19 protein-coding genes are annotated in these 26,991 nt (G+C 75.6%); 6 read left to right on the forward strand and 13 right to left on the reverse strand.

Features of this window, described 5'->3' with window-relative positions; genetic code table 11:
* Positions 1-103 precede the first annotated feature (103 nt).
* Positions 104-532 carry an SDR family NAD(P)-dependent oxidoreductase gene (locus OG335_RS16300; protein ID WP_405011844.1) on the forward strand — a complete coding sequence of 143 codons (429 nt, stop codon included), beginning with the start codon at positions 104-106 and terminating at the stop codon, positions 530-532.
* On the opposite strand, the gene OG335_RS16305 is transcribed toward OG335_RS16300, so the two are convergent.
* From OG335_RS16305 to mfd, 3 genes are all read right to left on the reverse strand, one after another.
* Complete coding sequence (locus OG335_RS16305) at positions 490-1,482, reverse strand: MazG family protein (RefSeq protein ID WP_405011845.1); 993 nt, start codon at positions 1,480-1,482, stop codon at positions 490-492. The genes OG335_RS16300 and OG335_RS16305 overlap by 43 nt on opposite strands.
* 95 nt (positions 1,483-1,577) lie before the next feature.
* Positions 1,578-2,216: a SurA N-terminal domain-containing protein gene (locus OG335_RS16310; protein ID WP_405011846.1), complete on the reverse strand. Its 639-nt coding sequence runs from the start codon at positions 2,214-2,216 to the stop codon at positions 1,578-1,580.
* 310 nt (positions 2,217-2,526) lie between these two features.
* The gene (mfd, locus tag OG335_RS16315; protein WP_405011847.1) at positions 2,527-6,141 is read right to left on the reverse strand and encodes a transcription-repair coupling factor; all 3,615 of its coding nucleotides are present in this window, start codon (positions 6,139-6,141) and stop codon (positions 2,527-2,529) included.
* 547 nt (positions 6,142-6,688) lie between these two features.
* Between mfd and OG335_RS16320 the strand changes: the two genes are divergently transcribed.
* On the forward strand, positions 6,689-7,999 hold the full coding sequence (locus OG335_RS16320; protein WP_405011848.1) for a nucleotide sugar dehydrogenase: 1,311 nt from the start codon (positions 6,689-6,691) through the stop codon (positions 7,997-7,999).
* A 99-nt stretch (positions 8,000-8,098) separates the two neighbouring features.
* Here OG335_RS16320 and OG335_RS16325 read toward each other — a convergent pair whose 3' ends face one another.
* From OG335_RS16325 to OG335_RS16365, 9 genes are all read right to left on the reverse strand, one after another.
* Positions 8,099-9,292: a hypothetical protein gene (locus OG335_RS16325; protein WP_405011849.1), complete on the reverse strand. Its 1,194-nt coding sequence runs from the start codon at positions 9,290-9,292 to the stop codon at positions 8,099-8,101.
* A 138-nt stretch (positions 9,293-9,430) separates the two neighbouring features.
* Positions 9,431-11,815: an SUKH-4 family immunity protein gene (locus OG335_RS16330; protein WP_405011850.1), complete on the reverse strand. Its 2,385-nt coding sequence runs from the start codon at positions 11,813-11,815 to the stop codon at positions 9,431-9,433.
* A gap of 22 nt (positions 11,816-11,837) precedes the next feature.
* Entirely contained in the window at positions 11,838-12,839 is a 1,002-nt protein-coding gene (locus OG335_RS16335; RefSeq protein WP_405011851.1) for an SMI1/KNR4 family protein, read from the reverse strand.
* 157 nt (positions 12,840-12,996) lie between these two features.
* A complete protein-coding gene (locus OG335_RS16340; RefSeq protein ID WP_405011852.1) occupies positions 12,997-13,626 on the reverse strand; it encodes a class I SAM-dependent methyltransferase in 630 nt (209 codons plus the stop codon).
* Positions 13,627-13,715: 89 nt separating this feature from the next.
* Positions 13,716-14,825 carry a DegT/DnrJ/EryC1/StrS family aminotransferase gene (locus OG335_RS16345; RefSeq protein ID WP_405011853.1) on the reverse strand — a complete coding sequence of 370 codons (1,110 nt, stop codon included), beginning with the start codon at positions 14,823-14,825 and terminating at the stop codon, positions 13,716-13,718.
* The gene (locus OG335_RS16350; protein ID WP_405011854.1) at positions 14,822-16,375 is read right to left on the reverse strand and encodes an MBL fold metallo-hydrolase; all 1,554 of its coding nucleotides are present in this window, start codon (positions 16,373-16,375) and stop codon (positions 14,822-14,824) included. The genes OG335_RS16345 and OG335_RS16350 overlap by 4 nt, the downstream gene beginning before the upstream one ends.
* Complete coding sequence (locus OG335_RS16355) at positions 16,372-17,502, reverse strand: DegT/DnrJ/EryC1/StrS family aminotransferase (protein ID WP_405011855.1); 1,131 nt, start codon at positions 17,500-17,502, stop codon at positions 16,372-16,374. The genes OG335_RS16350 and OG335_RS16355 overlap by 4 nt, the downstream gene beginning before the upstream one ends.
* Positions 17,503-17,666: 164 nt before the next feature.
* Positions 17,667-18,647, reverse strand: coding sequence for an NAD-dependent epimerase/dehydratase family protein (locus OG335_RS16360; protein ID WP_405011856.1), 981 nt, complete (start codon positions 18,645-18,647; stop codon positions 17,667-17,669).
* Positions 18,644-19,816 (reverse strand): Gfo/Idh/MocA family protein, encoded by a 1,173-nt coding sequence (locus OG335_RS16365; RefSeq protein WP_405011857.1) that lies wholly within the window; start codon positions 19,814-19,816, stop codon positions 18,644-18,646. The genes OG335_RS16360 and OG335_RS16365 overlap by 4 nt, the downstream gene beginning before the upstream one ends.
* A gap of 357 nt (positions 19,817-20,173) precedes the next feature.
* On the opposite strand from OG335_RS16365, the gene OG335_RS16370 reads away from it, so the two are divergent.
* The 3 genes from OG335_RS16370 (at position 20,174) to OG335_RS16380 (ending at position 22,530) form a co-directional block, all read left to right on the forward strand.
* Complete coding sequence (locus OG335_RS16370) at positions 20,174-20,677, forward strand: YwqJ-related putative deaminase (RefSeq protein ID WP_405011858.1); 504 nt, start codon at positions 20,174-20,176, stop codon at positions 20,675-20,677.
* A gap of 83 nt (positions 20,678-20,760) precedes the next feature.
* On the forward strand, positions 20,761-21,216 hold the full coding sequence (locus OG335_RS16375) for an SUKH-3 domain-containing protein (protein ID WP_405011859.1): 456 nt from the start codon (positions 20,761-20,763) through the stop codon (positions 21,214-21,216).
* A 162-nt stretch (positions 21,217-21,378) separates the two neighbouring features.
* Entirely contained in the window at positions 21,379-22,530 is a 1,152-nt protein-coding gene (locus tag OG335_RS16380) for an acyltransferase family protein (RefSeq protein WP_405011860.1), read from the forward strand.
* Here the strand turns inward: OG335_RS16380 and OG335_RS16385 are convergent.
* Positions 22,495-23,769, reverse strand: coding sequence for a sensor histidine kinase (locus OG335_RS16385; protein WP_405011861.1), 1,275 nt, complete (start codon positions 23,767-23,769; stop codon positions 22,495-22,497). The genes OG335_RS16380 and OG335_RS16385 overlap by 36 nt on opposite strands.
* A 335-nt stretch (positions 23,770-24,104) precedes the next feature.
* On the opposite strand from OG335_RS16385, the gene ppc reads away from it, so the two are divergent.
* Entirely contained in the window at positions 24,105-26,918 is a 2,814-nt protein-coding gene (ppc, locus tag OG335_RS16390) for a phosphoenolpyruvate carboxylase (protein WP_405011862.1), read from the forward strand.
* Positions 26,919-26,991: the final 73 nt, after the last annotated feature.

Below are 26,991 nucleotides of genomic sequence, written 5' to 3' on the forward strand. Positions count from 1 at the left end.
TCCTGTTGCGGAGGGTCTCGGCGTGCCTACGATCCTCCGAACAACCGTTGGAGACGGCAGTGCGGGCCGTCCACGGGGTGTCGCTCTCGGAGAGGAGCAGGCCATGCGGGTAGCCGGGGCAGTGGTGGTCATCGCGGTACTCCGCGGCGGGGACGGCGGCGGCCTCGCCCGCCGCTTCGCCGCCGCGGGCGCCGCGGGTCTGCTGATCGCCGATCTGCGCGCCGGTGTGGCGGAGGACCTCGCCACCGAGCTCGACCGCCCCGGCTGCCCCGTCGTCGGGGTCAGCGGCGACGCCCACCAGCCGAGCGACATCGCCGCGCTGGTCGACACCGCCGCCAAGCACCTCGGCCCGATCGACCTCTTCGCGGTGGCCGGCCCGGACGGCGAGCGGATCGTCGTCCTCGCCGACCTGCCGGACCACCTCGACCCGCTGGCCGAGCTCCTCGCCCTGGTCGGCGAGGCGATCATCGAGGTCGTGCCGCCGCAGCGTCAGCCGGTGAGCCCCTCGGCGGTCCGCACCGCCGTCCGGTAGCGGCGCGCGGCCCCGCGCAGCGCGGCGTCCACGTCGACCCCGGCGTCGTACGCGCGCTGCGCGACGGCCAGCAGCAGGTCGCCCGCCGACTCGGCGGTCAGGCTGTCGGGCAGCGCGTACGCCGTGTCGGGCACCGCCGTGAAGCCGGCCCGGCGCACCCGGGAGACGAGCTTCGCCGCGTAGGCGAGGGCGGGCAGGCCGCCGGGCACGCCGTCCAGCACGGACTCGCGCTGCTTCTCGGCGGCCTTCAGCTGCTCCCAGTTCGCCTCGACCTGCGCGGACCCGCTCGCCTCGACGTCGCCGAAGACGTGCGGGTGGCGGTACATCAGCTTCTCGACGATGTCACCGGCCACGTCGTCGATCGAGAACGGGTCGTCCGGGTGCTCCTCGGCGATCCGGGAGTGGAAGAAGACCTGGAGGAGCACGTCGCCGAGCTCCTCGCGGAGCGTGCCGCGGTCGCCCTCCTCGATCGCCTCGACCAGCTCGTACGCCTCCTCCACGAGGTACTTCACCAGCGTCTCGTGGGTCTGCTCGGCGTCCCACGGGCAGCCGCCGGGCGAGCGCAGCGTGTCCATCACCGAGGCGAGGTCCAGCAGCCGGGCCCCCGGCAGGTCGTACGAGCCGGGCAGCAGCTCGATCTCCGGCGCCGTGCCGGCCTCCTCGACCGCGAGCCGGGCGAGCGCGTCGGTCAGGCCGGGGTCGCCGTCCGGGCTGCCCAGCCACAGGACGGGGGCGGCCGTCACCAGCGTCCGGGCCAGCGCGGGCGCGGACGCCCGTTCGACGATCTCCACCTCGACACCGGCCTGCCGCAGCGCCGGCAGCTGCGGGTGCGCCGGATCGGCCGCCAGGACGCGCCCGGCCGCGCGCAGGGCCTCCCACGCGGGCCAGGACAGCAGGCCCGGGGCGACCCGGTGGGTGGTGGTCAGCAGGATCAGCTTCGGAGTCTCCACCCCCCGAACCTACCTCCCGCGGCGGGCCCGTCCGGCGGCGTCCGGCGGCGTCCGGCGGCGTCCGGCGGCGTCCGGCGGCGTCCGGCGGCCCGGGGTCAGGCGGTGGCGCGCTTCGCCGGCAGCCAGTCGGTGTCCGCCTCGACGAGCGTGATGCGCTGCGGGTCCCACCGGCCGTAGCGGGGGTTCACCTCGACCTTCAGCGCCGTGCCGGCGTCGGCCAGCGCCTTGCGCACCACGGTGTCGCCCTGCTCGGTGCGGGCGTCCTGGCCCGCGGCGGCGGCTATCGCGCGGATACCGAGCTGCTGGCGGTAGAAGCCCGGCACGTCGGCGGCGGCGACGCCCTGGCGGAGCAGCAGTTCGCGCCGCAGGGCGGCCTCTCCGCCGAGCAGTCGGGCGTCGGCGTCCCGCACCTGGGCGATCTCCCCGTCCGTGACGGTGAGGCCGCGGTCGGCGAGGGCCCGGGAGATCACCCGGTCCAGTACGAGGCCGGCGACCGTCCGGCGGACGAGCCCGGCCTGCTCCTGGGCGGCGGCCTCCGGGGCGGCCGCGGCCGTGGCGTCGCGCAGGGCCCCGACCTTGGCCTGCACGGTGGCGATCCGGATCTGTTCGCCGCCGACCACCGCGGCCGCCCCCTGGTGGGCCGGTGCGCCGCCGCACGCGGACAGCACGGCGGCCGCGAGGAGGACGCCGGCGGCCGTGCGGGCCGGCCGGAGGGCGGAGCGGGTGCGGATCACGGGGGGCCTCCCGGGCTGGGGTGTCCCGGCCCTGCGGCCGGGGGGTGCGGCTGGTGGGGTGTCCGGTGGTTCTCCTGGCTGGAGTGAACAATAGGCAGCCGCACGGCCGTTGCCCAGACCCCGAACCGTCCCGTGCGGATCTTCCGGTCACTCGGGCCACGCCGGCCGCTCGGCGGCCGGTGGCGTACGGGCCGCCCGGCACCGGCGGCGGGGCCGGCCCCCCGGGGAGCCGTGGCCCGGCGGGCGCCGGACACGACGGCGGCGGTCCCGGGCGCACCGCCCGGGACCGCCGTGCGCACCGGCCGGCGCGCTACGTCCGCCGACCCGCCATCTCGTCGAACATCGTGCCGAGGAACTCCGTGCTCCAGCCGAGCAGGTCGCGGCCCAGCAGCGGCTTTCCGCCGATCCGGCCGCCGCTCACCGGGCGCGGCACGAGCAGCTGCGCGGTGTTCGCCTTCACCTGGCTGCGCGGGTAGAGGCGGTTGAGCCGCAGGTGCTGCGACTCCCGCAGCTCGACCGGCCCGAACCGCACGAAGTTGCCCTGCAGCGTGATGTCGCCGATGCCGCAGCGCCGGGCGTACAGCCGCAGGGCCGCCACCATGAGCAGGTTCTCCACCGGCTCCGGCAGCTTGCCGTAGCGGTCGGTGAGCTCCTCGCGGACGTGCACGATGTCGTCCTCGGAGTTGACCGCCGCGATCGACCGGTACGCCTGCAGGCGCAGCCGCTCGCCGGGCGCGTAGTCGTGCGGCACGTGCGCGTCGACCGGCAGCTCGATCTTCACCTCCAGCGGCTCCTCCTCCGGCTCGCCGCCGCCCGTCAGCTGCTCGCGGAACTCCGCGACGGCCTCGCCGACCATCCGCATGTAGAGGTCGAAGCCGACACCGGCGATGTGCCCGGACTGCTCGCCGCCCAGCAGGTTGCCGGCGCCGCGGATCTCCAGGTCCTTCATGGCGACGTACATGCCCGCGCCCATCTCGGTGTGCTGGGCGATCGTCGCGAGCCGCTCGTGCGCGGTCTCCGTGAGCGGCTTCTCCGGCGGGTAGAGCATGTACGCGTAGCCGCGCTCCCGGCCGCGGCCGACCCGGCCGCGCAGCTGGTGCAGCTGGGAGAGCCCGAAGGTGTCGCCGCGCTCCACGATCAGGGTGTTGGCGTTGGAGATGTCGATGCCGGACTCGACGATCGTGGTCGAGACGAGGACGTCGAACTCCTTCTCCCAGAAGTCGACGACGACCTTCTCCAGCTGGCTCTCGCCCATCTGCCCGTGCGCGGTGGCGACCCGCGCCTCGGGCACGAGGTCCTTCAGCCTGGCGGCCGCCTTGTCGATCGACTCGACCCGGTTGTGGATGTAGAACACCTGGCCCTCGCGCAGGAGTTCACGGCGGACGGCGGCGGCGATCTGCTTCTCGTCGTACGGGCCGACGAAGGTCAGCACCGGATGCCGCTCCTCCGGCGGGGTGGTGATGGTGGACATCTCGCGGATGCCGGTGACCGCCATCTCCAGGGTGCGCGGGATCGGCGTCGCCGACATGGTCAGCACGTCGACGTTGGCCCGGAGCTTCTTCAGCTGCTCCTTGTGCTCGACGCCGAAACGCTGCTCCTCGTCGACGATGACCAGGCCGAGGTCCTTGAAGCGGGTCTCCGAGGAGAAGAGGCGGTGGGTGCCGATGACGACGTCCACCGAGCCGTCGAAGAGGCCCTCCAGCACGGCCTTCGCCTCGGCGTCGCTCTGGAACCGCGACAGCGCCTTCACGACCACCGGGAAGTTGGCGTACCGCTCGGCGAAGGTCGAGAAGTGCTGCTGCACCAGCAGGGTCGTCGGCACGAGGACGGCGACCTGCTTGCCGTCCTGCACCGCCTTGAACGCCGCCCGCACCGCGATCTCGGTCTTGCCGTAGCCGACGTCGCCGCAGATCAGGCGGTCCATCGGCACGGACTTCTCCATGTCCGACTTGACCTCGGCGATGGTGGTGAGCTGGTCGGGCGTCTCCGCGTACGGGAAGGCGTCCTCCAGCTCGCGCTGCCACGGGGTGTCCGGGCCGAAGGTGTGGCCGGGGGCCGCCATCCGGGCCGAGTACAGCTTGATGAGGTCGGCGGCGATCTCCTTGACCGCCTTCTTCGCCCGCTGCTTGGTCTTCGCCCAGTCCGCGCCGCCGAGCCGGTGCAGCGTCGGGGCCTCGCCGCCGACGTACTTGGTGACCTGGTCGAGCTGGTCGGTCGGCACGAAGAGCCGGTCGCCGGGGTGGCCGCGCTTGGCGGGCGCGTACTCCAGCACCAGGTACTCGCGGGTGGCGCCCTGCACGGTGCGCTGCACCATCTCGACGTACCGGCCGACGCCGTGCGCCTCGTGGACGACGTAGTCGCCGGCGGCCAGCGCGAGCGGGTCGATGGCGTTGCGGCGCCGGGACGGCATGCGGCGCATGTCCTTGGTGGAGGACTTCTGGCCGGAGAGGTCGGTCTCGGTGACGACGGTCAGCTTCAGCGCCTCGTCGACGAAGCCGTGCTCGATGGAGCCGCAGGAGACGTACACGACGTCACGGGTCGGGGCCTCGGCGAGGTCGGCGACCAGCCGGGCCGGGATGCCCTCGTTGGCGAGCACCTCCGCGAGCCGGGACGCCGGGCCGTGGCCCTCCGTCACCATGACGACCCGCCAGTCGGCGTTCAGCCGCTCCTTGGCGTCGGCGATGGCCCGGGCGGTGTCGCCGCGGTACGCCTCGACGGCGTGCATGCCGAGCGTGAGGGTGTCGGCGTCGAACTCGAGGATGTCGTGCACGGTGGCGTCGCTGGTCGCGAACGGGCTCACCGACCACCACGGCAGGCCGATGCCGGCCGCGTGCTCGCGGACGTCCGCCAGCGACCACAGCGAGGCCGCCGAGACGTCGATCTCCTCCACGTCGATCGGCCGGTCGCCGCCCGCCGCCGCGGCCACCCACGAGGCCTGCAGGAACTCGTGACTGGTCGCCACCAGGTCGGCCGCCCGGGTGCGCACCCGCTCCGGGTCGCAGACCACGGTGACCGAGCCCTGCGGCAGCACGTCGACCAGCAGCTCCATGTCGTCCACGAGGACGGGCGCCAGCGACTCCATGCCCTCGACCGCGATGCCCTCGGCGATCCTGTCCAGGATCTCCGCCAGCCCCGGGTGCTCGGCCGCCAGCTCCGCCGCGCGCGCCCGCACCGCGTCGGTCAGCAGCAGCTCACGGCAGGGCGGCGCCCACAGGCCGTGCTCGGCGATCTCCAGCGACCGCTGGTCGGCGACCTTGAAGTAGCGGATCTCCTCGACGTCGTCGCCCCAGAACTCCACCCGCAGCGGGTGCTCCTCGGTCGGCGGGAACACGTCGAGGATGCCGCCGCGCACCGCGAACTCGCCGCGCTTCTCGACCAGCTCCACCCGGGCGTACGCGGCCGCCGCCAGCCGGCGGGCCACCTCCTCCAGGTCGTGCTGCCCGCCGCGCTGCAACGCCACCGGCTCCAGCTCGGCCAGGCCCTTCACCTGCGGCTGCAGCACCGAACGCACCGGCGCCACCACCACCTGCACCGGGCCCGACGCGACGTCCCCGGCCCGCGGATGGACGATCCGCCGCAGCACCGCCAGCCGGCGGCCCACCGTGTCGGACCGCGGCGACAGCCGCTCGTGCGGCAGCGTCTCCCACGCCGGGTACTCGGCCACGGCGTCGGGCGGCAGCAGCGAACGCAGGCTCGCCGCGAGGTCCTCCGCCTCGCGGCCGGTGGCCGTCACCGCCAGCACCGGGCGGCCGCGCTCGCCGGCCTTCGCCGCCAGCGACCGGGCCAGCGCCGCGATCGCGAACGGCCTCGCGGCGGGCGGACCGACGAGGTCGAGGTGCTGCCTGTGCCCCGCGGCCGCCGCCTCGATCGCCTCGGCGAGGGCGGCGTCCCGTACGACGACATCGAGCAGTCCGGACAGGCTCATGCTTGTAGGCTCCACGGCTGGAGTGGCCCGGCGCCGAGCGGCAGGCCGGGCAACGCGAACAGCCCGGTACGCGGTGCGCCCCGGGGGTTCCCAGCCTACGCCGCACCGTCTGCGGACACCCCCGCGCACGCCTCGCGGCACACCAACACCGGGTGTCGCACAGCGGGGCAGAACGTCAAGAACTCGACATACTCCTGTCACTGCCCGTCCATGGTCACCGCGCAGGATGGATCACGTGCCCGCCGCACCCAACCGTGGGGGATGGCTGCAGCGGCGCCGTCGCAGCCCGATGGGGGTCGGGAGTGCGAGAGCCGGTCGACCCTGGGTGGGGGCGCCCGGCAGATGTGCGGGGCCCGGGTGGCCGCCCTTCGGCGGCGGCGACCCGGGCCCCGGCCCTTTCCCGCGGCTTCCGCCACCGCTCTCCCGGACGGCTTTGCGGGATCCGGCCCGCGTGCGGGCCCGCCTCCGTACCCTCGTGTGAAGAAGGTGTGGGGCCGCTCCGCAGAGGGTGTGCGCACCACCGCCGCGATGGAGGGGGTACTTCGTCATGCGCGTCGTCATCGCAGGCCAGGGCTATGTCGGGCTGCCGCTCGCCGTCCGGGCCGCCGAGGTGGGTCACCGGGTCGTCGGGTACGACGTGGACGAGCGCCGCATCAAGCGCCTCGCGGTCGGCGAGTCGTACGTCGAGGACATCCCCGCCGAACGGCTCCGCCCGCTCCTCGACTCCGGCGCCTACCTCCCCAGCGCCGAACCCTCCGACGTCGCCGGCTTCGACGTCGCCGTGATCACCGTGCCGACCCCGCTGCGCGACGGCGTGCCCGACCTCTCCTACATCGAGGCCTCCGCCCGGCTCCTCGCCCGCCACCTGCGGCCCGGCGCCACCGTCGTCCTGGAGTCCACCACCTACCCCGGCACCACCGAGGAACTCCTCGCACCGCTGCTGGAGGAGGGCTCCGGGCTCCGCGCCGGCACCGACTTCCACCTCGGCTACTCCCCCGAGCGGATCGACCCCGGCAACCCGCAGTGGAAGCTGGAGAACACCCCCAAGGTCGTCTCCGGCACCACCCCCGAGGGCCTGGCCGCCGTCGAGGGCTTCTACGGCCGGCTCGTCGAGCGCACCGTGCCGGTCTCCTCCTGCAAGGAGGCCGAGCTCACCAAGCTGCTGGAGAACACCTTCCGGCACGTCAACATCGCCCTCGTCAACGAGCTCGCGATGTTCGCCCACGACCTCGGCATCGACGTCTGGGAGGCCATCGACGCGGCCTCCACCAAGCCGTTCGGCTTCCTCCGCTTCACCCCCGGGCCGGGCGTGGGCGGGCACTGCCTGCCCATCGACCCGTCCTACCTGTCGTGGCGGGTCGAGCGGGCGCTCGGGCAGTCGTTCCGCTTCGTCGAGCTCGCCAACGACGTCAACAGCCACATGCCCGACTACGTGGTGCGGCGCCTCACCGAGGCCCTCAACGACCGGCAGCGGTCCGTCAACGGCTCCCGGGTGCTGCTGCTCGGCCTCGCCTACAAGAAGAACACCGGCGACGCCCGCGAGACCCCGGCCGCCCGCGTCGTCGAACTCCTCACCCGCATGGGCGCCGACGTCCGCGCCGCCGACCCGCACGTGGTCGCCGGCGTCCACGTCGCCGAACCCGGGATCCCCGGGCAGCGCGCGGCCGCCGACCACGACGGCGGCCCGCTGGCCGCCGTCCGCCGCGTCGACGCCACCCCCGAGGAACTCGCCGCCGCGGACGCGGTCGTCCTGCTCGCCGACCACGACGACTTCGACTACGCGGCGGTCACCGAGCACGCCCGGTACGTCCTGGACTGCCGCCGGAGGCTCACGGGGTCGGCGGTCGAGGTGCTGTGACGCGCCCGGTTCCGCGCACGCCACCGGACCCGGCACCTCGGGAACGGCGGCCCCGGCGGGCCGGCACCGCCGTTCCCGGCCGCGGGATCAGCCGCGGGATCAGCCGCGGCGGGTGACGTTGCTGCGGCGGGTGTCGTGGTCGATGCCGTCGTCCACGATGACGATCTTGGGGACGATCTTCGGCTCGTCCTGCGCCGTGGGCTCCGCGGGAGCGCCGGCGGCAGGCGGTGCGGCGGGCGGCGCGGGCGGGGCCGGGGGCGCGGCGGGTGTCGCGGGTACCGGAGGCGCGGCGGGTGCGGCGGGGGCCGCGTCGGCGACGGGCTCCGGCTTCAGGAACAGGTCGAGGGTCAGGTCCGGTGCGTCGGCCTCGCGGGGCGCCGCCTCCAGCGCGGCCGGGCGGCGGCCCGGCTCGATCGCGCCGACCGCCGCGCCGGTGAGCTCGGCGAGGGTCTTCTTGATGCTGTCGAGCTGCTCCTGCATCTCCTGGTGCCGGACGGCGAAGTCGCGCTGGTCGGTCTCCCCCGCGACGCGGAGGCGCTCCGCCTTGACGCGGGCGGCGGAGAGGAGGCCCTCGGCCTTCGTCTGGGCGTCGCCCTCGATGGTGCGGATCTCCGCGAGGACGGCCTCGCGGTGCTGCTCGGCCTCGCGCAGCCGGCGGTTGGCGCCGGCGAGGGTCTCCTCCTCCTGCGCGTCGGCGTCGGCCTGCGCCTGGGCGAACATCTCGTCGGAGCGGCGGCGCAGTTCGGCGAGCTTCGCCTCGGCGCGTTCCTCGGCCTCGGCGGCGGAGAGGCGCACGCGGGCGGCGTCGGCGGTGGCGGCGTCACGGGTGGTGTTGGCGTCGTACTCGGCCTCGATGCGGATCCGTTCGGCCTCGGCACGGGTGGTCGCCTCGGTCTCGCGGACGGCCTGCTCGGCCTCGCCGCGGGCGGTGGCGGCGTGCGCCTCGGCGGCACGGGCGGCGGACTGCCCGGTCTTCTGGGCGTCCTCGCGGATGGTCCCGGCGGCGCGCAGGGCCTTGGAGCGGACGGCCTCGGCCTCGTTGTCGGCGATGGCCATGAGGGTGGCGGCCTGCTCGCTGAGCCGGCCGTAGTCGGGCTCGGGGGCGTCCTCACGGGCCTGGACGATCTCGCCGAGCCGCTTCTCCATCTCCCGCAGACCCGACCCGAGCACGCTGAGCCGCTCCCACGCCTCGTCTCGGTCGGCGGTCAGCGCCCGGAGGGTCGCATCGACCTGCTCGGGCGCGTAGCCGCGCCGGGCAACCGTGAAGCCGTGCTGGGAGACGGCGTCGCTCATCGGTTCTTCCCCTCGTGGTCCGGAGTGAGTGGTTCGCGGACCCACCGAAAGGCGGCCGCTTGACCTATTTTGCGCAGATACGGTCGAAAGCCCAATCAGGCGAACCGGGGGCGGGCCGTCACGGCCCGCCCCCGGCCGCTACATCAGGCCGTCCCAGAGCTGCTCCAGCAGCACCGCCCACCAGCCTTCGGGGGTGTGCAGCGCGGCCGGGTCGACCGCGAGCAGCTGGGCCTGCAGGTCGGTCGTCCAGCGGCCGGCCTGCTCGGGGGTCAGGCCGTACCGCAGCCGCCACATCCGGCCGAGGACGGCCAGGCTGCGGACGAACTCCGGCACGCCGGTGTTGACGAACCGCGGCGGTTCGCCGGTTCCCTCCAGGTCGACGGCGACGACGGCGGCGGTGCCGTACTGCACGCACAGCTGCCGTCCGTAGTCGTTGCCGAGCACGAGGTAGCCGCCGAAGTCCGGCCCGGCCGGGCGGCCGCGCTCGGCGGCGAGCTCGGCGAGCGTCGGGATCGGACGGCCGGGCTGCGCCTGCGCCCAGAAGAACGGTGCGAACTCGCCGGGCAGGCCGGCCCACACGAGCGTCTGCGCGACCGCCTCCGGCACGCCCTGCCGGGAGACCGCGCGCTGCTCGAACCGGAAGACCGCGGGCCCGAACGCCTGTCCGAGCTCGGCCGCCAGCTGCTGCGGGGCCAGCGGCGGCAGCTGCTGGACGGAGCCCGGCGGCGGCAGCGGGGCCTGCACCGGCCGGGGCCGCAGCGGGGCGGCGGCGAGCTGGCTCATCTGGTCGAGGTGGTCGAGCAGCACCGCCATGCCGGCCTGGCGGGCCTGCCGGTCACGGCCGTACGGCGCGGTGTGGGTGATCCGCACGTTCGGCCAGGAGGCCTTGACCATGCGGGCGCAGTAGCCGCCGGGCAGGTCGCACAGCTCCAGCTCGGTGTGGAACTCCAGCACCTGGTCCGGCGGCACGCCGAGGCGGCGCATCTCCTGCAGGGCCTTCCACTCCGGGTGCGGGGTGCCGGGCTCGGAGCGCATGACGAGCGACTGTTCGGAGCCGTCGGGACGGCGGTAGCTGATGACGGCCTGGGTGCCCGGGCCGATCGTGGGCACGCCGGCGGGCGGCGGCGGCACCGGGCCGGGGCCCGGCTGCGGGACGGGCGCGGGCATCGCGGGCGGGGCGCCGACCGGCCCGGCGCCGGGGTAGCCGTAGCCGGGCGGCGGCGGGCCGGGCACCGGGGCCGTGCCGACGGGCGGCGGGGGCAGGCCGGGACCGCCGGGACCGCCGGGCAGGTCGACGGCGTGCGCGAGCTGGGTGGCCGCGTACGCGACCCCGGCCGCGTCGGGCGAGGCCGGCGGCGGAGACGCGGGGCCGCCCTGCAGGCCGACCGGGGCGGGCGGGGGCGGGGCGCCGGGACCGGTGCGGCCGACCGGCTGCCCGGCGGCCGGACCCGCGGCGCCGCCGCGGAGCTCGGCGGGCGGCGGCGGGGGCGGCGTGGAGGGCGCGGCCCGGCCGCCGGGGCCCCCACCGGGGCCGGACGTGCCGCCGCGGAGCTCGCCCGGCGGGGGCGGCGGCGGAGCGGACGGGCCGGAGCGGCCGAGCTGCACGCCGGGCCCGGCCGGGCCGGGTGCCCCGGGCAGGCCGAGCAGCCCGGGCGGGCCGTCGGTGGCGAGCATGGTCGGCGCGTGGTCGAGCGCCGGGCCGGCGGGCACCGGGGCGCCGGGCCGCGGGGGCAGGCTGTGGGGGGCGGCCAGCACGGTCGGCGCGTGGTCGAGCGCCGGCGGCGGCACGGCGGGCGGGCCGGGGGGCACGGCCGGGGGCGGGCCGGCCGCGTGCTCGTCGAGGAAGCCCTCGGGCAGCGGCATGGTGGCGCCCTCGGGCATCGGGGCCTGCGGTGCGGCGGCCGGGCGGGCGGTGGCAGGCATCGGCACCGTGAGCCCCTCCGGGCCGGGTCCGGACGGGACGGCGGGCGGGCCGCCGGCGAAGCCGCCGGGCGGCGGCGCCAGCATGGTCGGGGCGTCACCGGCCGGCCGGTCGGAGACCGGCGGCATGGTCTGCAGGGCCGGTCCGGGCAGGGCCGTGGGCGGCGGGGCCGGTGCGGGCGAGGGCACCGGCGGGGGCGGGGGTGCGCCCAGCCGGGCGGCCTCGGCGGCGATCGCGGCCGCGCCCGCCTCCTGCAGCCACTGCGGCGGGCTGAGGAGGAACGACGTGGCCTCGACCGCGCCGGGCACCGGCCGGGCCGCGCCGGCCGGGTTGGGCTCGGTGCGTCCGCCGTACGTCTCCTCGAACTGCCGGACCACCTCGTTGACCGGCATCGGCGGCCAGAGGGTGCTCGCCCCGCTGTCGCGGGCGATCACCAGCCGCACCTCGCTCGCCTCGGACGCGTCGTCCCCGGCCCTCTCCACGGCCCAGCAGACGTAGCCGAGGTCGAACTCCCGCACCCGCACCTCGCGCTGCTTCGCACGCGGCACGCCGGCGTTGATCCAGTCCTCGGCGGTCTCCTGCGCCTGCGCGTACGTCACCACGCCCGGTTCACCCCTCCGTTGCTCAGTTCACCGGGACGGCCCGGGCGAACCCGCCGTCCACCATCAGCTCCGCGACCGTCTCCAGCTCGGGCGGACTGCCCGCCAGCCGGAGCAGGAACGCGTCGAAGCTCTCCCCGCAGGGCAGGAGCAGCCGCTCCACCCGTTCCTCCGGCGGCTCGGCGCCGTTGCCGTCGCGGGCGTCGTCGTACGGGCAGAACCACACCGAGCCCGTCCGGTCGCCGCGCACCTTCAGGACGAGCAGGCCGCCCTGGACGTACGCGATGCCCAGGTAGTCCTTGGTGAGGTGGTCGCGCAGGCACTTGTTGGCGTACACGAGGTCGTGCACGCCGTACTCCTCGCTCAGCGTCAGGAACGGCTGGTCGAGCAGCACGCCGTACTCGGTGTCGAGGGCGACACCCGCCGGGCCGCGGCCGCCCGCGAGCTTGAGGAAGCTGCGGTAGGCGCCCGGCAGCGGGTGGCCGAGGCGCTGCTCGGCGCGCTGCACGAGGTCCTCGGTGACCGCGATCGGGTCGCTGCCGTCCAGCGCCAGCGGGAAGTGCACCGGGCGGTGCTCCTGCAGCGGGCGGGTGCCGCGGCGGCCGTGGTCGGCGGAGGAGCGGGCGAGGCCGCCGTGGTGCCGCAGCAGCGCCTTCACCTCGACGGGCACCAGCTCCATGCGGCGCCAGCCGGGGGCGGCGCCGCCGACCGCGTGGTGCCACGTCCAGCCGGGCGGGGTGGCGACGGCGGTGGCCAGGTCGGCCCAGAGCCCGTGGCCCTGGGTGAACAGCGCGGCGTTCGCCGAGACGTAGTCGGTGAGGCGGAGTTCGTCGACGCCGAAGCCCTCGGGCGGGTCGGCGACCTCGGCGGCCGCGGCCGCGTACGCGCCGAAGTCCGGGAAGCCGTACTCGTCCACGCGGACGCCGGCGGGGTGCCGCTCGGCCCGGACCGGGTCCGGGAAGTGCACCACCTGGCCCGCGTACGCCGAGTTGGGCACGGCGGCGGTGCCGGGCCGACCTGTCGTCATCAGGGCTCCCCCACAGGCTGCTGGAACATCGTCCAGAGGCGATTGCTGGGGACCAGCGTAGGGGAAGCACCGGCCCCCCGAGCGAGGGGCGACCTCCGGGCTCCGGACGGACGGCCCGCGGGCTCGCGGCAGGCGGCCCCGGGGGCCGCCGGAGCCGTCAGCCGGGCCGGGGGACGGCGGTGCCGAGCGAGTCGGCGGCGAGGAACCTCGGGGCACCCTTCTCGTAGAACACGTCGGCCCCGGTGACGGTGAAACCGCCGGACTCCAGCAGCTCCACGATCGGCCGGGTGAGGTGGCAGCCGCCGAGGAGCCGCTCCTGCAGCGGGTCGAGGCGGTACTGCCACCGGCGGACGGCGGGGTCGTCCGCCGGGGCGAGGCCGTGCTCCACGAACCGCAGGAAGCCGCCCGGCCGGAGCACCCGCCGCAGCTCCCGCAGGGCCGCGCCCGGGTCGGGGACCGTGCACAGCGTCCAGGTGGAGAGGGCCGAGTCGAAGGAGGCGTCCGCGAACGGCAGCACCTGTCCGTCGAGGGCGGCCCGCCGCACCGGGACGCGGCACTCCGCGAGCCGCCCCTCCGCCAGGCGCCAGGCGAGGCCGGACGGTTCGACCGCGGCGACGGCGGTCACCGCGGGCGGGTAGAACGGCACGTTGTGGCCGGAGCCGAAGCCGAGTTCGACGACGTCGCCCACGAGCGGGCCGCAGACCCGGCGGCGGATCGGCCCGGACTCGCCCGCCCCGCAGGCGACATCGACGACCCGCGGCAGGACCTGTGCGCTGTAGAACCCCATGGCGACCTCCGTGCCCCTGTTCCAGCATGGCACCGCGGGCCGCCCGGCGCCGGGGCCGACCGCGGCACCGGCCCGGCGCCGCCGGGGGCTCAGCGGTGCGCGGCGACCGCCTTCGCGAGCACCTCGACGACCCGGGTCTGCTGGTCCTCGGTGATCTGCGGGAACAGCGGGAGGGTGAGGACCTCCGCGGCCGCCCGCTCGGTCACCGGGAAGGCGCCCGGGCCGTGGCCGAGATGGCGGAACGCGGGCTGCAGGTGCACGGGCACCGGGTAGTGCACGCCCGCGCCGATCCCCGCGGCCTGCAGCTCCGCGAGGACGGCGTCGCGGCCGCGGCCCACCCGCACCGCGTACAGGTGCCAGACGTGCACGTTGCCGGGCAGCGTGCGGGGCGGGGTGACGCCGTCCACGCCGGCGAGCAGCGCGTCGTAGCGGGCGGCGGCGGCGCGGCGGGCCTCGTTCCAGGCGGGCAGCCGGCGCAGCTTGGCCCGCAGCACGACGCCCTGCAGGGTGTCCATGCGGGAGTTGAAGCCGAAGCGCTCGTGGACGTACTTGCGGCCCGAGCCGTGGTCGCCGATCAGCCGGACGGCGGCGGCCAGGCCGTCGTCGTCGGTGGTGACGGCGCCGGCGTCGCCGTACGCCCCGAGGTTCTTGCCGGGGTAGAAGCTGGTGGCGGCGATCCGGCCCCACAGGCCGGAGGCGCGGCCGTCCTGCCGGGCGCCCTGCGACTGTGCGGCGTCCTCGACGACCGGCCGGTCACCGGCGATCTCCAGCAGCGGCGCCATGGGGGCGAGCTGGCCGTTGAGGTGCACGGGCAGCAGCACGGCGGCGTCCGGCAGGACGGCCTCCACCGCGGCCGGGTCGATCAGCAGGTGCTCGGGGTCGGCGTCGACGAGGACGGGCCGCAGGCCGGCCCGCACCACGGCCTCGGCGGTGGCGACGAAGGTGTTCGCGGGCAGCACGGCACCGGCGCCGGGCGGCAGGCCGAGGGCGCGCAGGGCGAGTTCGAGGGCGTCGGTGCCGTTGGCGGTGCCGACGGTGTGCCGCACGCCGGAGAACGCGGCGTACTCCGCCTCGAACGCGGCGACGTCCGGGCCCTTGACGTACGCGCCGCTCGTCAGCACCCGGTCGAAGCCCTCGCGCACCTCCTCGGCGACCTCGGCGTGGGCGGCGTGCAGGTCGACGAGCGGGATGTCGGTCATGGGAGGCGCCCCTCAAGCTCGGTGGACGGGTTCGGTACGGATCCGGCCGGGGCGGGCCCGGCCGGCAGGGCTTCGACGCGCAGCGGCAGGCTGCCGCCGGACACGCAGGCACCGGTCTCGGCGGACCAGCGCCAGTGGTGCCGGGGGCACTCGACGACGCCGTCGGCGATCAGCGCGTGCGCGAGGTCCTCGCCGGCGTGCGGGCACCAGCGCTGCAGCCGCAGGCCGTCGCGTTCGACGGTCTCGCCGGTGCCGGCCCGTTCCCGGACCAGTCGGCGGGTCTGCGCGGGCTGGTGGCCGTAGCGGAGCAGCGAGAGGAGGGTCAGGTCGAAGACGTCCGGGTCGCGGTGCAGGCCGATCCGCATCGACAGCAGCGCCTCCTCCCAGCCGGCCCGGCCGTCGAGGACGGCCCGCAGGACGCGCGGCGGCACCCGCAGCGTGTACGCGGGGTCGACGGGGTCGTCCTCCAGCTCGACCTGCGCGGCGAGGTCGCCGAGGGCCGTCCGCCAGGCGGCGCCGCCGGCCTCCAGGGCCAGTCCGGTGCGGTAGCCGGCGAGGAGCGGCCGGTTGAGGCGCTGGAGGCGGTCGAAGTGCGCGTGCACCTCGTCGGCGGTGGGCGGTGCGGGCTCGTCGCGGTGGAAGGCCTGCCACGCGTCGCGGCGGCGTTCCCGGTAGTCGGCGAGGTAGCCGGCCGGGTCGGTGAGCCAGCGCCCGGGCGGGGCCGGGGGCACCTCCCGGCCGTCGGACCGGGGCAGGGCGTGGACGGTGTCGCCGGGCGCGGTGCGGACGACGGCGGTGCCGGGGCAGGCGACGGCGAAGTCCGCGGCGACGTCCTCCCAGTGCGGGAAGATCGTCCGCTGCCGGTCGTTGAAGCGGTCGAGCTCCGGGTCGAGGAAGCAGGCCGGCCCGGCGGACGGCAGGTAGGTGCGGGCGCCGGTGAGGTGCACCTTGCGGGCGAGGCTGTCCATCAGGTCGGCCCGGACGGCGGCGGTCTTCTCCGCCATCACCTCGGGCGGGTAGTCGTAGGCGTTCGGGTACCACATGGCGCCGGAGTACTGGGCGGCCAGCAGGTCGACGCCGGCCGGCAGGTCGGAGAGCGGCGGGCTGCAGTCGTTGAGGTCGAGGAAGCGGAAGCCCCCGAGGTCGAGCAGGAGGCCGCTGTCCTCCTTGTGGCTGGTGTCGAGCAGCATGGTGGCGGTCGTGCCGGGGCCGAGCGGGTGGGTCTGCCGGTGGCCGAGCCGCACCTGGCGGGTGAAGCCGAGCGCGGTGAGACGGCGGGCCAGGGCGCCCGAGCGGAACCGCGGCACCAGCACGGTGGTGTCGCGGGAGAGCCGGGCCAGCAGCCGCTCGTCGAAGTGGTCCTCGTGGGTGTGCGAGACGTACAGGTAGTCCCAGCGGCCGGCGACGACCTCCGGCAGCAGGTCGGCGTTGTCCGGGTAGGGGAACCAGGCGTCCAGGAACGCCGGGTGGAACCAGGGGTCGATCAGGAGGCGCAGGCCGGCGTGCTCGACCGTGAAGCCGGCGTGCCCGAGGTGCCTGATCGACGTCACCCGACGGCCGCCCGCACCGCGGCGACGACGGTGTCCTGCTGCTGCTCGGTGAGCGTGTGGAAGAGCGGCAGGATCAGCGAGCGGCGGGTGATCAGCTCGGTGGCGGGCAGCGGCACCCGGGCGCTGCCCTTGTACGGGGTCTCCAGGTGGGCGGCCATGATGCCGCGCCGGGCGGAGACGCCGGAGGCGGCCAGCCGGGCCAGCACCTCGGTGCGGTCGGGGGCGCCGTCGGGCAGCAGCAGCCAGCAGGCCTGGAAGTTGCCGGTGCCGTGCGCCGGGTCGGCGACCATCCCGGCGGCGAGCGGGCCGAGCAGGTCGCGGTAGCGGGCGGCGAGGGCGCGGCGGCGGGCGACCATCGCGGGCAGCTTGCCGAGCTGCACGAGCCCGACGGCGGCCTGGATGTCGGTCATCCGGTGGTTGAAGCCGATCTCGTCGTACGTCTCGACGACGCTCGCCCCGCCCGCGGCGGTGTGCCGGTCGGCGGCGGAGACGCTCATGCCGTGCTCGCGCAGCCGCCGCAGCCGGGCGGCGAGGGCCGCGTCGTGGCAGGTGACCATGCCGCCCTCGCCGGTGGTGAGGAGCTTGCGCGGGTGGAAGGAGTAGGCGGCGATCTCGGCGGCGGCCCCGGCGGGGCGGCCCCGGTGGGTGGAGCCGGCGGCGCAGGCCGCGTCCTCGACGACGGTCGCGCCGTGCGGTTCGGCGACGGCCCGGATCGCGTCGAGGTCGACGGGCACGCCGCCCTGGTCGACGGCGATCACGGCCTTCGTCCGGCCGGTGATGACCTCGGCGACGGTGTCGGCGGTGAGGTTGCCGGTGGCCGCGTCGACGTCCGCGAAGACCGGGGTGGCGCCGACGTACGTGACGGCGTTGGCGGTGGCGATGAAGGAGAGCGAGGGCACGACGACCTCGTCGCCGGGCCCGACGCCGGCCCCGATCATCGCCAGGTGCAGGGCGGTGGTGCAGGAGGAGACGGCGACGGCGTGCGGCACGCCGAGGTGGTCGGCGAAGGCCTGCTCGAAGGCGGCCACGCGCGGCCCCTGGGCGACCCAGCCGGAGCGGACGGCCTCGGCGGCGGCCTCGGCCTCCTCCTCGCCGAGCCAGGGGATCATCACGGGGATGGTGGACACAGGCGGTCTCCGTACGGGTGCGGGTCGGTTGCTGCGCGGGGCCGCCGCCCGGGCGGGGGCGGGCCGTCCGCGCGGGTCACGGCTCGCGCGGGCGACTGCTCACACGGTCACCGCCGCACTGCTCGGACGGCACTGCTGCGGTGCTGCGGTGCTGCTTCAGTGCTTCACTGCTCGCGCCACCAGGTGACGAGCCGGCGCAGCCCGTCCTCCAGGCCGAGTTCGGGCTTCCAGCCGAGGTCGCGCTCGGCGGCGGAGATGTCGGCGAGGCGCCGGACGACGCCGCCGGCGGTGTCACGGGCGGCGCCGTGCTCGACGTCGAGGTCGGTGCGGTCCATCGCGGCGAGGAGGGCGTCGGCGAGGCCGCGCAGCGACACCTCGGTGGCGGAGGCGATGTTGTAGACGCGGTCGGTGACGGGGGCGGCGGCGGCCAGCAGGTTGGCGCGGGCGATGTCCTCGGTGTAGACGAAGTCCATGGTCTGCGCGCCGTCGCCGAAGATCAGCGGGGGCTGTCCGGCGTTGATCCGCTCCATCCAGCGGATGAAGACCTCGGTGTACCGGCCGTGGACGTCCATCCGGGGCCCGTACACGTTGAAGTAGCGCAGCGCGACGTAGTCGAGGCCGGTCATGGCGTGGAAGCTGCGCAGCATGCCCTCGTTGAACGCCTTCGCGGCGCCGTAGAAGGTGTCGTTGTTGTACGGGTGCTGGGTCTCCGGGGTCGGGAAGGTGTCGGCGAGCCCGTACACGGAGGCGGTGGACGACGCGATCAGCTTGCGGACGCCGCGTTCGGCGGCGGCCTCGACGACGTCGAAGGTGCCGTCGACCATGATCTCCAGGGCGAGGCGCGGTTCGGCGGCGCACTGGGTGATCCGGATCGCGGCGAGGTGGAAGAGCAGGTCGGTGTCGTCGCCGAGGAGTTCGCGCAGCAGGGCGCGGTCGCGGATGTCGCCGTCGACGACGCGCAGCCGGCCTGGGGCGGCGAGTTCCTGCGCGCGGGCGAGGTTGGCGGCGCGCCCGCGGACGAAGTTGTCGAGCACGACGACCTCGCGGGCGCCGGCCTCGATCAGCTGGTCGACGACGGTGGAGCCGATGGTGCCGGCGCCGCCGGTGACCAGGCAGCGGGATCCTTCGACGGGGACGGCGTTCATCGGGCGGCGGCCCTCTCCTGAGCGGTGATCAGCGGGACATCGGCGTCGGTCCCGACGGGCACGGTGGCGCCGCCGAGTTCGAGGCTGCGGGAGGCCGCGTGCAGCAGTTGCAGCACGCGCAGGCCGGAGCGGCCGTCGGTGAGCGGGGCGCGGCCCTCGGTGACGGCCGCGGCGAACTCCGCCATCACGTTGCGCAGCGCCTCCTGCTCGACGAGCGCGGGGGCGACCATGTCGCCGACCCGGTAGGAGATGAGGGCGCGGTGGCGGATGGCGTCGGTGAGCTCGTCGGGCGGGGTGAGGTCGACGCCGCGGTCGTGCACGGTGAGCCGGGCCTGCGGGTTGAGGTCGTCCCAGACGAGGGTGCGCCGCGAACCGCCGATGAGGGTGGTGCGCACCTTCGTCGGCGAGAGCCAGTTGACGTGGCAGTGGGCGAGGGCGCCGTTGCTGAGGCGGACCGTGAGATAGGCGACGCAGGCGCGTCCGGCGCCGATCGGGTCGGCGCCCTGCGCGGAGACGCCGACGGGCTCGACGCCGGGCGGCAGCACGAAGTCGAGGATGGAGAGGTCGTGCGGCGCGAGGTCCCACAGCACGTCGACGTCGGGCTGGACGAGTCCGAGGTTGATGCGCACCGAGTCGAAGAACTGGATGTCGCCGATCTCGCCGCCGTGCACGAGTTCGCGGATGCGGCGGACGACCGGTGTGTAGCAGAAGGTGTGGTCGCACATGAGGACGAGGCCGCGCCGGTCGGCGAGGTCGCACAGGTCGGCGGCGTCGGCCGCGGTGGTGGTGATCGGCTTCTCCACCAGGACGTGCTTGCCGGCCTCCAGCGCGGCGCGGACCAGCCGGTAGTGCGCGGCGGCGGGGGTGGCGATCGCCACGGCCTCGACCCGGTCGTCGGCGAGCACCTCGTCGAAGGAGGTGGTGGAGCGCACCGTGCTGTACTCGCCGAGCACCCGCCGGGAGCGCTCCTCGTCGAGGTCGCACAGCCAGTGCAGGCGCAGGGCTGGGGTCTGCTGGGCGTTGCGGACGAGGTTGGGTCCCCAGTAGCCGGCGCCGACCACGGCGAGGCCGATCCGGCGGACGGCGGTCGGGTGGGCCGCACCCGGTGTGGGGACGTGCTCGCCCGGCGCCTCGTGCGCCTCGGGCGTCGGCCCGTGTTGCGTCGACATCGACAAGACCCCCCTTGTCCGGTGCCGGAGCGTCACTGCTCCGGGCACCCCGCGTCCGACCGGGCACCCCGGCGCAGCCGCCCCGGCCGGCCCTTCGACCGGCGGCGCACCTGCGGTGTGCCCAGGTGGCTCCGCTGTCGGAACGGTACCGGCCGCCGTGCGCCCCGGGGGCCCGAATTCCCAAACCCGCGGCGCGCCCGCGAGGGCTTCGCAACGCTCCGTACACCCCGGGTCCGTGGCGCTGCGAGGGGTTTGACAGTCTTGAACCCCACAATGTCAGCGGGCCGGATGTCACCGCCCGTCAGCACACCGCCCGTCGGCCGGAGACCGGCGGGGCTTCGCACCCGGAGGAGTGGTATGGCAGCGAGCCCGTCGGCCGGTCGGGAGACCGGCCCAGCGGACCGTCCGGCGCCCGACCGGGCGGTACCGCACCTGGCGCATCTCCGCGACAGCGTGCTGCCCGCCGTCGCCGCGGCGCTGTCGCTGAAGAACGGCGAGGTGCACACGCTCGCCGGCGACAAGGCCGACCTGGCACCGCTGCTGCACCCGCTGGTGGGCGACTTCCTCGTCGGCCTGCCGGTCGAGCACCGGGAGCGGTTCCTGGGCCGCTGCCCGGAGGCCGTACTGCTGTCGCAGTTCCTCACCACGGTGGACGCGGCCCGTTCCAAGCGGGCCGCCCGCAAGCCGCTCGGCCTGAACGAGGCCCGGAAGGCCCTGAAGGGGGCCCGGCTGACCACCGTCCGCATTCGCGAGGAGGGGGACCCGGCGCACGGCACGCACGCGCCGCCGTGCCGCTCCTGCGCACCCCTGCTGGACCACCTGAACGTCGCGAGCGTCGCCGTCGGGCCCACCACCCGCTGACCGCCCGCCGTCCTTGTCCCCCGACCACGGAGCAGACCCTGAACCCGACCGCCGTCCGCACACAGCCGCGTTTCCCCGCCGACGTGGCAGCCGCGCTCAAGCAGGCCGGCTGGCATCCCGGCCGCTGGGAGATCCGCCAGGCCGAGGCCTGGGCGGACACGCTCGCCCTGCACGGCGGGCCCTCGGACACCGCGCACACCGTCTTCCCGGCCGCCGTCGAGGCGTGGGCGGAGTTCGGCGGCCTCGCCTTCGACCTGACGGGGGCGGGCCGGGCGCTGGCGCGTACGCCGTTCCTGCTGGACCCGTGCTGCGGCCTGCACCAGCCGCGCACCCTGGCCGACCTCGGCCGGGCGCTCGACACCCGTGTCGCGCCGCTCGGCGAGGAGCGGTACGGGCAGGCCCTGCTCGCCATCGACGAGGCCGGGCGGGTGTTCAGCCTGGACCACACCGGCGAGTGGTACCTCGGCGCGACCATCGACCAGGCGCTGGCCACGCTCGTGCTGGGGCTCGCCCCGGAGCGGCTGCACGCGGGCGTCTGAGGCCGTCCGGGCCGGTCCGGCGGCCTGCCGGACCGGCCCCGCCCGGGCTCGCGGGCCGGTTGTGCCCGTGGTTCGGGCGGGTTCGGCCGAACCCCTCCCGCCGCGGGGCGTCCACCGCCACACTGTGTGGACGTTCCGAGGAGAGTGCAGGGAGGAATGGCGATGAGCGCCGCCCCGACCGCCCCCGCGGCCCAGGCCGCCGGGGCCGCCCCCACCGCGACCGCCCCCGCCGGAGCCCCTGCGAAGGCCCCTGCCGACGAGCGGGCCCCCACCGCCGTGCCGGAGGGCCGCGAGCGGCGCCCGCTCTTCGACAACGCCAAGTTCGCCGCGGTGGCCCTGGTCGTCTGCGCCCACACCTGGATGCCGCTGGTCGGCGCGGACCGCACGATCGCCGCCGCGGTGCTCACCGTCGCGGCGTTCGCGATGCCGGTGTTCGTGACGCTGTGCGGCTGGTTCGCGCAGCCCCGTCCGGGCCGGCCCGTGGTCGACGGCCGCCGCCTGGTGGCGCAGGTCGCGCTGCCGTACGTGGTCTTCCAGGTGCTCTACAACGTGGTCGGCATGGTGCTGGAGCGGCGCGCGGCGGCGTTCTCGCTGCTGGAGCCGCGCTGGCTGACGTGGTTCCTGCTGTCGCTGTTCGTCTGGCGGCTGACCGTGCCCGTGTGGACGGCGCTGCGGCACCCGCTGGCCGTGGCCGTGCTCGTCGCGGCCGGGTCGGGCGCCGTGCAGGAGCTGCCCGCGGAGCTGGCGCTGAGCCGCACGCTGGCGTTCCTGCCGTGGTTCGTGCTCGGGCTGGTGCTGCGTCCGCACCACCTCCGCGTGCTGCGGCGCCCGGCGGCGCGGCGGTGCGCGCCGGCGGTGCTGGCGGCGGTGTTCGCGGTCCTGTGGCTGGTGGCGCCGAAGCTGCTGAACCCCGGCTGGGTCGAGTACACGGACAGTGCCGCGCAGCTGCACGTGCCGTACCCGGTGTGGCTGGCCGTGCGGGCCGCGCTCGGCCTGCTCTCGCTGGCCGCGGCGGCCGCCTTCACGGCGCTGCTGCCCGACCGCCGCACCCGGTGGACGGCGCTCGGCGCGGCCTCGCTCTACGTCTACCTGCTGCACGGGCTGCCGCTGAAGGCCGTCCAGGCGTCCGGGATCTACCACCTCCGGGTGCTGCAGCACGCGTACACGGCGCTGCCGGTGCTCGGCGCGTGCGCGCTGACGCTCGCGGTGGTGCTGGCGCTGCCCGCGACCCGCCGGCTGACCGCCCCCCTGGTGCAGCCGCGGACGGGCCCGCTGCTGCTACCCGAGCGGAAGGTCGGGCGCGGCGAGGCGTGAGGGCAGGACGGCCTCCACGCGGAAGCCGCCGCCCGGCTCCGGCCCGGCCTCGAAGCTGCCGCCGAGCGCCACGACCCGTTCGCGCATGCCGACCAGCCCGTTGCCGCCACCGGGCAGGGCGACCGGCTCGCCCTCCCCCGGGCAGGTGTTGACGACGGCGAGGCGTACGCCGTTGGGCACGAACGCCAGCAGCACCGACACCCGGGCCCCGCCCGCGTGCTTGTGGGCGTTGGTCAGGCCCTCCTGGACGACGCGGTACGCGGTCTGCTCGGCCTCCTCCCGGTAGCGGCGCCGCTCGCCGCTGACCGTCAGCGACACCGCCATGCCGGCGGCGCGGGACTGCTCGACGAGCCCCGCCAGCTCGGCGAGGCCCGCGGCGTCGGCCTGGGCGGGCGGTTCGGACATCCGCAGCACGCCGAGGATCTCGCGCAGCTCGTCCAGCGCCTGCCGGCCGACCTCGCCCATCAGGCGGGCGCTGGCCCGCGCCTTCTCCGGGTCCTTCGCGACGACCCGCTCCAGCGCCCCGGCGTGCACCACCATGAGGCTGACCCGGTGCGCGACGACGTCGTGCATCTCGCGGGCGATCCGGGTGCGTTCCTCCAACCGGGCCCGCCGGGCCCGCTCGCTGGCCTGCTCGGCGAGGAGGCCGAGTTCGGCCTCCAGGCCGTGCGCGCGGTCCTTCAGCGAATCGACGAGACGCCGCCGGGCACCCACGTACAGCCCGGTGACGACGGGCGGCACCGTCAGGCCGACCGCGACCAGCGCGGCGAGCACCACGAACACCCAGGTCGGCGGCAGCTCCTCGGAGGGCGCGGGGGACGGCGCGAGCATGGTCACCAGCACCATGCCGAACGACTCCGCCAGTGCCAGCGCCGACAGCGCGACCACCCGGCGCCGCCGCGACGGCCACTCCCACGTCGCGGCGAGCGTGTAGAGCGACACCACGAGCAGCACCACGCCGAACAGCCCCGGCACGAACACCAGCGCGACCACCACCGGCACGGCCGGCCAGCGCCGCCGCACCACCAGCGTCGCCCCGGCCAGCGCGCCGAGCAGCGAGGCGGCCAGGGCGAGCGGCCCGCCCAGGTGCAGCCGGCCCTCCACCATCGTGTAGGCGCCGACGGCGCACTCCAGAGCGGCGAGCGCGGCCAGGCCCACGTCCAGCAGCGCGCTGCGGCGGCGCCGCCACCACCACGGGCCGGCGCCGCCCGGCCCGCCCCCCTCAGGCGACTTGCTCATGGGGGACAGCGTACGGCGGCCCGGCGGGCGGTACCGGCGAGTTTCCGGGCAGCCGCCCGGCCACGCCCGCCGGGCCCGGCGGCAGGGCCGCGCGCCGGCCCGCTCCGCCCTGTCGGGACCGCGCCGACCCGCCCCGGCCTGCGGGGCGGCCCGCCACGGCGCTGTCCGGCATCCGGCCACCTCTCGGACGCGGCACGGGGTGCCACCTATGCTGTTTCCCGAGCGGAGCGGGGGAGACTTCCCACGCTGTGCGGCGGACAGCGCGGTCCGCACACATCGCCACGACAAAGGTGATGAGAGCCGTTGCCGAACCCCACCACCACAGGGAGAAAGCTGTGACCGCTCCGGTCCCCGCCTCGGCGGACAACCCGTCCGCGACCGCAGGCCCCGACGCCGAGGCCGACAACGCCGCCCTGCGTGCGGACATCCGCCGCCTGGGCGATCTCCTCGGCGAGACGCTGGTCCGGCAGGAGGGCCCCGAGCTGCTCGGTCTGGTCGAGCAGGTCAGGCTGCTCAGCCGCACCGACGGCGAGGCCACCGCCGAGCTCCTCGGCGGCATCGACCTGGCCACCGCCGCCAAGCTCGTCCGCGCCTTCTCCACCTACTTCCACCTCGCCAACGTCACCGAGCAGGTGCACCGCGGCCGGGAGTTCGCGACCCGCCGGGCCCGCGAGGGCTCGCTGCTCGCGCAGACCGCCGACCAGCTGGCGGACGCCGACCCGAAGCACCTCCAGAACACCCTGGCCAACCTGGCGGTCCGCCCGGTCTTCACCGCGCACCCCACCGAGGCCGCCCGCCGCAGCGTCCTCAACAAGCTGCGCCGCGTCGGCGAGCTGCTGGAGCGCATCCACCGCGAGCACGCCGCGTCAGGGCTCGCCGCCGCCGACCCCGGCCGCCACAACTCGGCGCGCCGCCAGGCCGACCGCCGTCTCGCCGAGGTCATCGACCTGCTCTGGCAGACCGACGAGCTGCGCATCGCCCGCCCCGAGCCCACCGACGAGGCCCGCAACGCCGTCTACTACCTGGACGAGCTCTACCGCGAGGCCGTCCCGGAGGTGCTGGAGGAGCTCCACGAGGAGCTCGCCCGGGTCGGCCTCTCGCTGCCCGAGGGCGTGCGCCCGCTGACCTTCGGCAACTGGATCGGCGGCGACCGCGACGGCAACCCGAACGTCACCCCGCAGGTCACCTGGGACGTCCTCAACCTGCAGCACGAGTACGGCATCAAGGACGCCCTCGCCACCGTCGACGACCTGCGCAACGCGCTCTCCACGTCCGTCCGGCTGGCGGGCGCGTCCGACGAGCTGCTCGCCTCGCTCGACGACGACCTGGCGGCGCTCCCGGAGCTGAGCCCCCGCTACAAGCGGATGAACGCCGAGGAGCCGTACCGGCTCAAGGCCACCTGCATCCGCCTCAAGCTGGAGAACACCCGCGAGCGGCTCTCCACCGGCACCGCGCACGTCGACGGCCGCGACTACGTCGGCACCCGCGAGCTGGTCGCCGACCTGCGCCTGATCCAGGACTCGCTGCGCAGCCACCGCGGCCAGCTGATCGCCGACGGCCGGCTGGCCCGCGCGATCCGCACCATCGAGGCGTTCGGCCTGCAGCTGGCCACCATGGACGTCCGCGAGCACGCCGAGGCCCACCACCACGCGCTCGGCCAGCTCTTCGACCGGCTCGGCGAGGAGGCCTGGCGCTACGCGGACATGCCGCGCGAGTACCGCCAGCGGCTGCTCGCCAAGGAGCTCCGCTCGCGCCGCCCGCTGGCGCCGGTGCCGGCCCCGCTCGACGCGGCCGGGGCGAAGACGCTCGGCGTCTTCCACACCATCCGCGAGGGCTTCGAGCGGTTCGGCGACGAGATCGTCGAGTCGTACATCATCTCGATGTGCCAGGGCGCCGACGACGTGTTCGCCGCCGCCGTGCTCGCCCGCGAGGCCGGCCTGATCGATCTGCACGGCGGCATCGCCAAGATCGGCATCGTGCCGCTGCTGGAGACCACGGACGAGCTCCAGGAGGCGGACCGCATCCTCGACGAGATGCTGTCCGACCCCTCCTACCGCCTGCTGGTGTCGCTGCGCGGCGACGTCCAGGAGGTCATGCTCGGCTACTCCGACTCCTCGAAGTTCGGCGGCATCACCACCTCGCAGTGGGAGATCCACCGCGCCCAGCGCCGCCTGCGCGACGTCGCGCACCGGTACGGCATCCGGCTGCGGCTCTTCCACGGCCGCGGCGGCACCGTCGGCCGCGGCGGCGGCCCCTCGCACGAGGCGATCCTCGCGCAGCCCTGGGGCACCCTGGAGGGCGAGATCAAGGTGACCGAGCAGGGCGAGGTGATCTCCGACAAGTACCTGCTGCCGTCGCTGGCCCGCGAGAACCTCGAACTCACCATCTCCGCCACGCTCGCCGCGTCGGCCCTGCACACCGCGCCGCGGCAGGCCCCCGAGGAGCTGGCCCGCTGGGACGCCGCGATGGACCAGGTCTCCGAGGCCGCGCACACCTCGTACCGCGCGCTGGTCGAGCAGGAGGACCTGCCGAAGTACTTCTTCGCGGCCACCCCGGTCGACCAGCTCGCCTCGCTGCACCTGGGCTCCCGCCCGTCGCGCCGCCCGGACTCCGGTGCGGGCCTGGACGGCCTGCGCGCCATCCCGTGGGTGTTCGGCTGGACGCAGTCCCGGCAGATCGTCCCCGGCTGGTACGGCGTCGGCTCCGGCCTCGCCGCCGCCCGCGAGGCCGGCCTGGGCGACGTGCTGGACGAGATGTACGGCCAGTGGCACTTCTTCCGCAACTTCCTGTCCAACGTCGCCATGACGCTGGCCAAGACCGACCTGCGGATCGCCCGCCACTACGTCGAGCAGCTCGTGCCCGGCGAGCTGCGGCACGTCTTCGACCAGATCACCGCCGAGCACGAGCTCACCCTGCGCGAGGTGCTGCGGCTGACCGGCGAGAGCGAGCTGCTGGAGCACAACCCGGTGCTGAAGCAGACGTTCACCGTGCGCGACGCCTACCTCGACCCGATCTCCTACCTGCAGGTGGCGCTGCTGCGCCGTCAGCGCGAGGAGGCCGCCCAGGGTCTCAGCGAGGACCCGCTGCGGGCCCGCGCGCTGCTGCTGACCGTCAACGGCATCGCCGCCGGCCTGCGCAACACCGGCTGACCCCGGCCCCGGTACGACGGAGGGCGGGCCCGCGCACGGCGGGCCCGCCCTCCTCGTCGTCACGGCCGCCGGG

It is taken from the genome of Kitasatospora sp. NBC_01539 (assembly GCF_045040525.1).
Classification (GTDB): Bacteria; Actinomycetota; Actinomycetes; order Streptomycetales; family Streptomycetaceae; genus Kitasatospora.

Excerpts from the sequence above, each read along its gene's own strand:
- OG335_RS16340 (WP_405011852.1), bottom strand. The coding sequence starts at position 13,626 with ATGGGGTTCTACAGCGCACAGGTCCTGCCGCGGGTCGTCGATGTCGCC.
- OG335_RS16300 (WP_405011844.1), top strand. The coding sequence starts at position 104 with ATGCGGGTAGCCGGGGCAGTGGTGGTCATCGCGGTACTCCGCGGCGGG.
- OG335_RS16380 (WP_405011860.1), top strand. The coding sequence starts at position 21,379 with ATGAGCGCCGCCCCGACCGCCCCCGCGGCCCAGGCCGCCGGGGCCGCC.
- OG335_RS16320 (WP_405011848.1), top strand. The coding sequence starts at position 6,689 with ATGCGCGTCGTCATCGCAGGCCAGGGCTATGTCGGGCTGCCGCTCGCC.
- OG335_RS16385 (WP_405011861.1), bottom strand. The coding sequence starts at position 23,769 with ATGAGCAAGTCGCCTGAGGGGGGCGGGCCGGGCGGCGCCGGCCCGTGG.
- OG335_RS16325 (WP_405011849.1), bottom strand. The coding sequence starts at position 9,292 with ATGAGCGACGCCGTCTCCCAGCACGGCTTCACGGTTGCCCGGCGCGGC.
- mfd (WP_405011847.1), bottom strand. The coding sequence starts at position 6,141 with ATGAGCCTGTCCGGACTGCTCGATGTCGTCGTACGGGACGCCGCCCTC.
- OG335_RS16360 (WP_405011856.1), bottom strand. The coding sequence starts at position 18,647 with ATGAACGCCGTCCCCGTCGAAGGATCCCGCTGCCTGGTCACCGGCGGC.
- OG335_RS16335 (WP_405011851.1), bottom strand. The coding sequence starts at position 12,839 with ATGACGACAGGTCGGCCCGGCACCGCCGCCGTGCCCAACTCGGCGTAC.
- OG335_RS16365 (WP_405011857.1), bottom strand. The coding sequence starts at position 19,816 with ATGTCGACGCAACACGGGCCGACGCCCGAGGCGCACGAGGCGCCGGGC.
- OG335_RS16345 (WP_405011853.1), bottom strand. The coding sequence starts at position 14,825 with ATGACCGACATCCCGCTCGTCGACCTGCACGCCGCCCACGCCGAGGTC.
- OG335_RS16370 (WP_405011858.1), top strand. The coding sequence starts at position 20,174 with ATGGCAGCGAGCCCGTCGGCCGGTCGGGAGACCGGCCCAGCGGACCGT.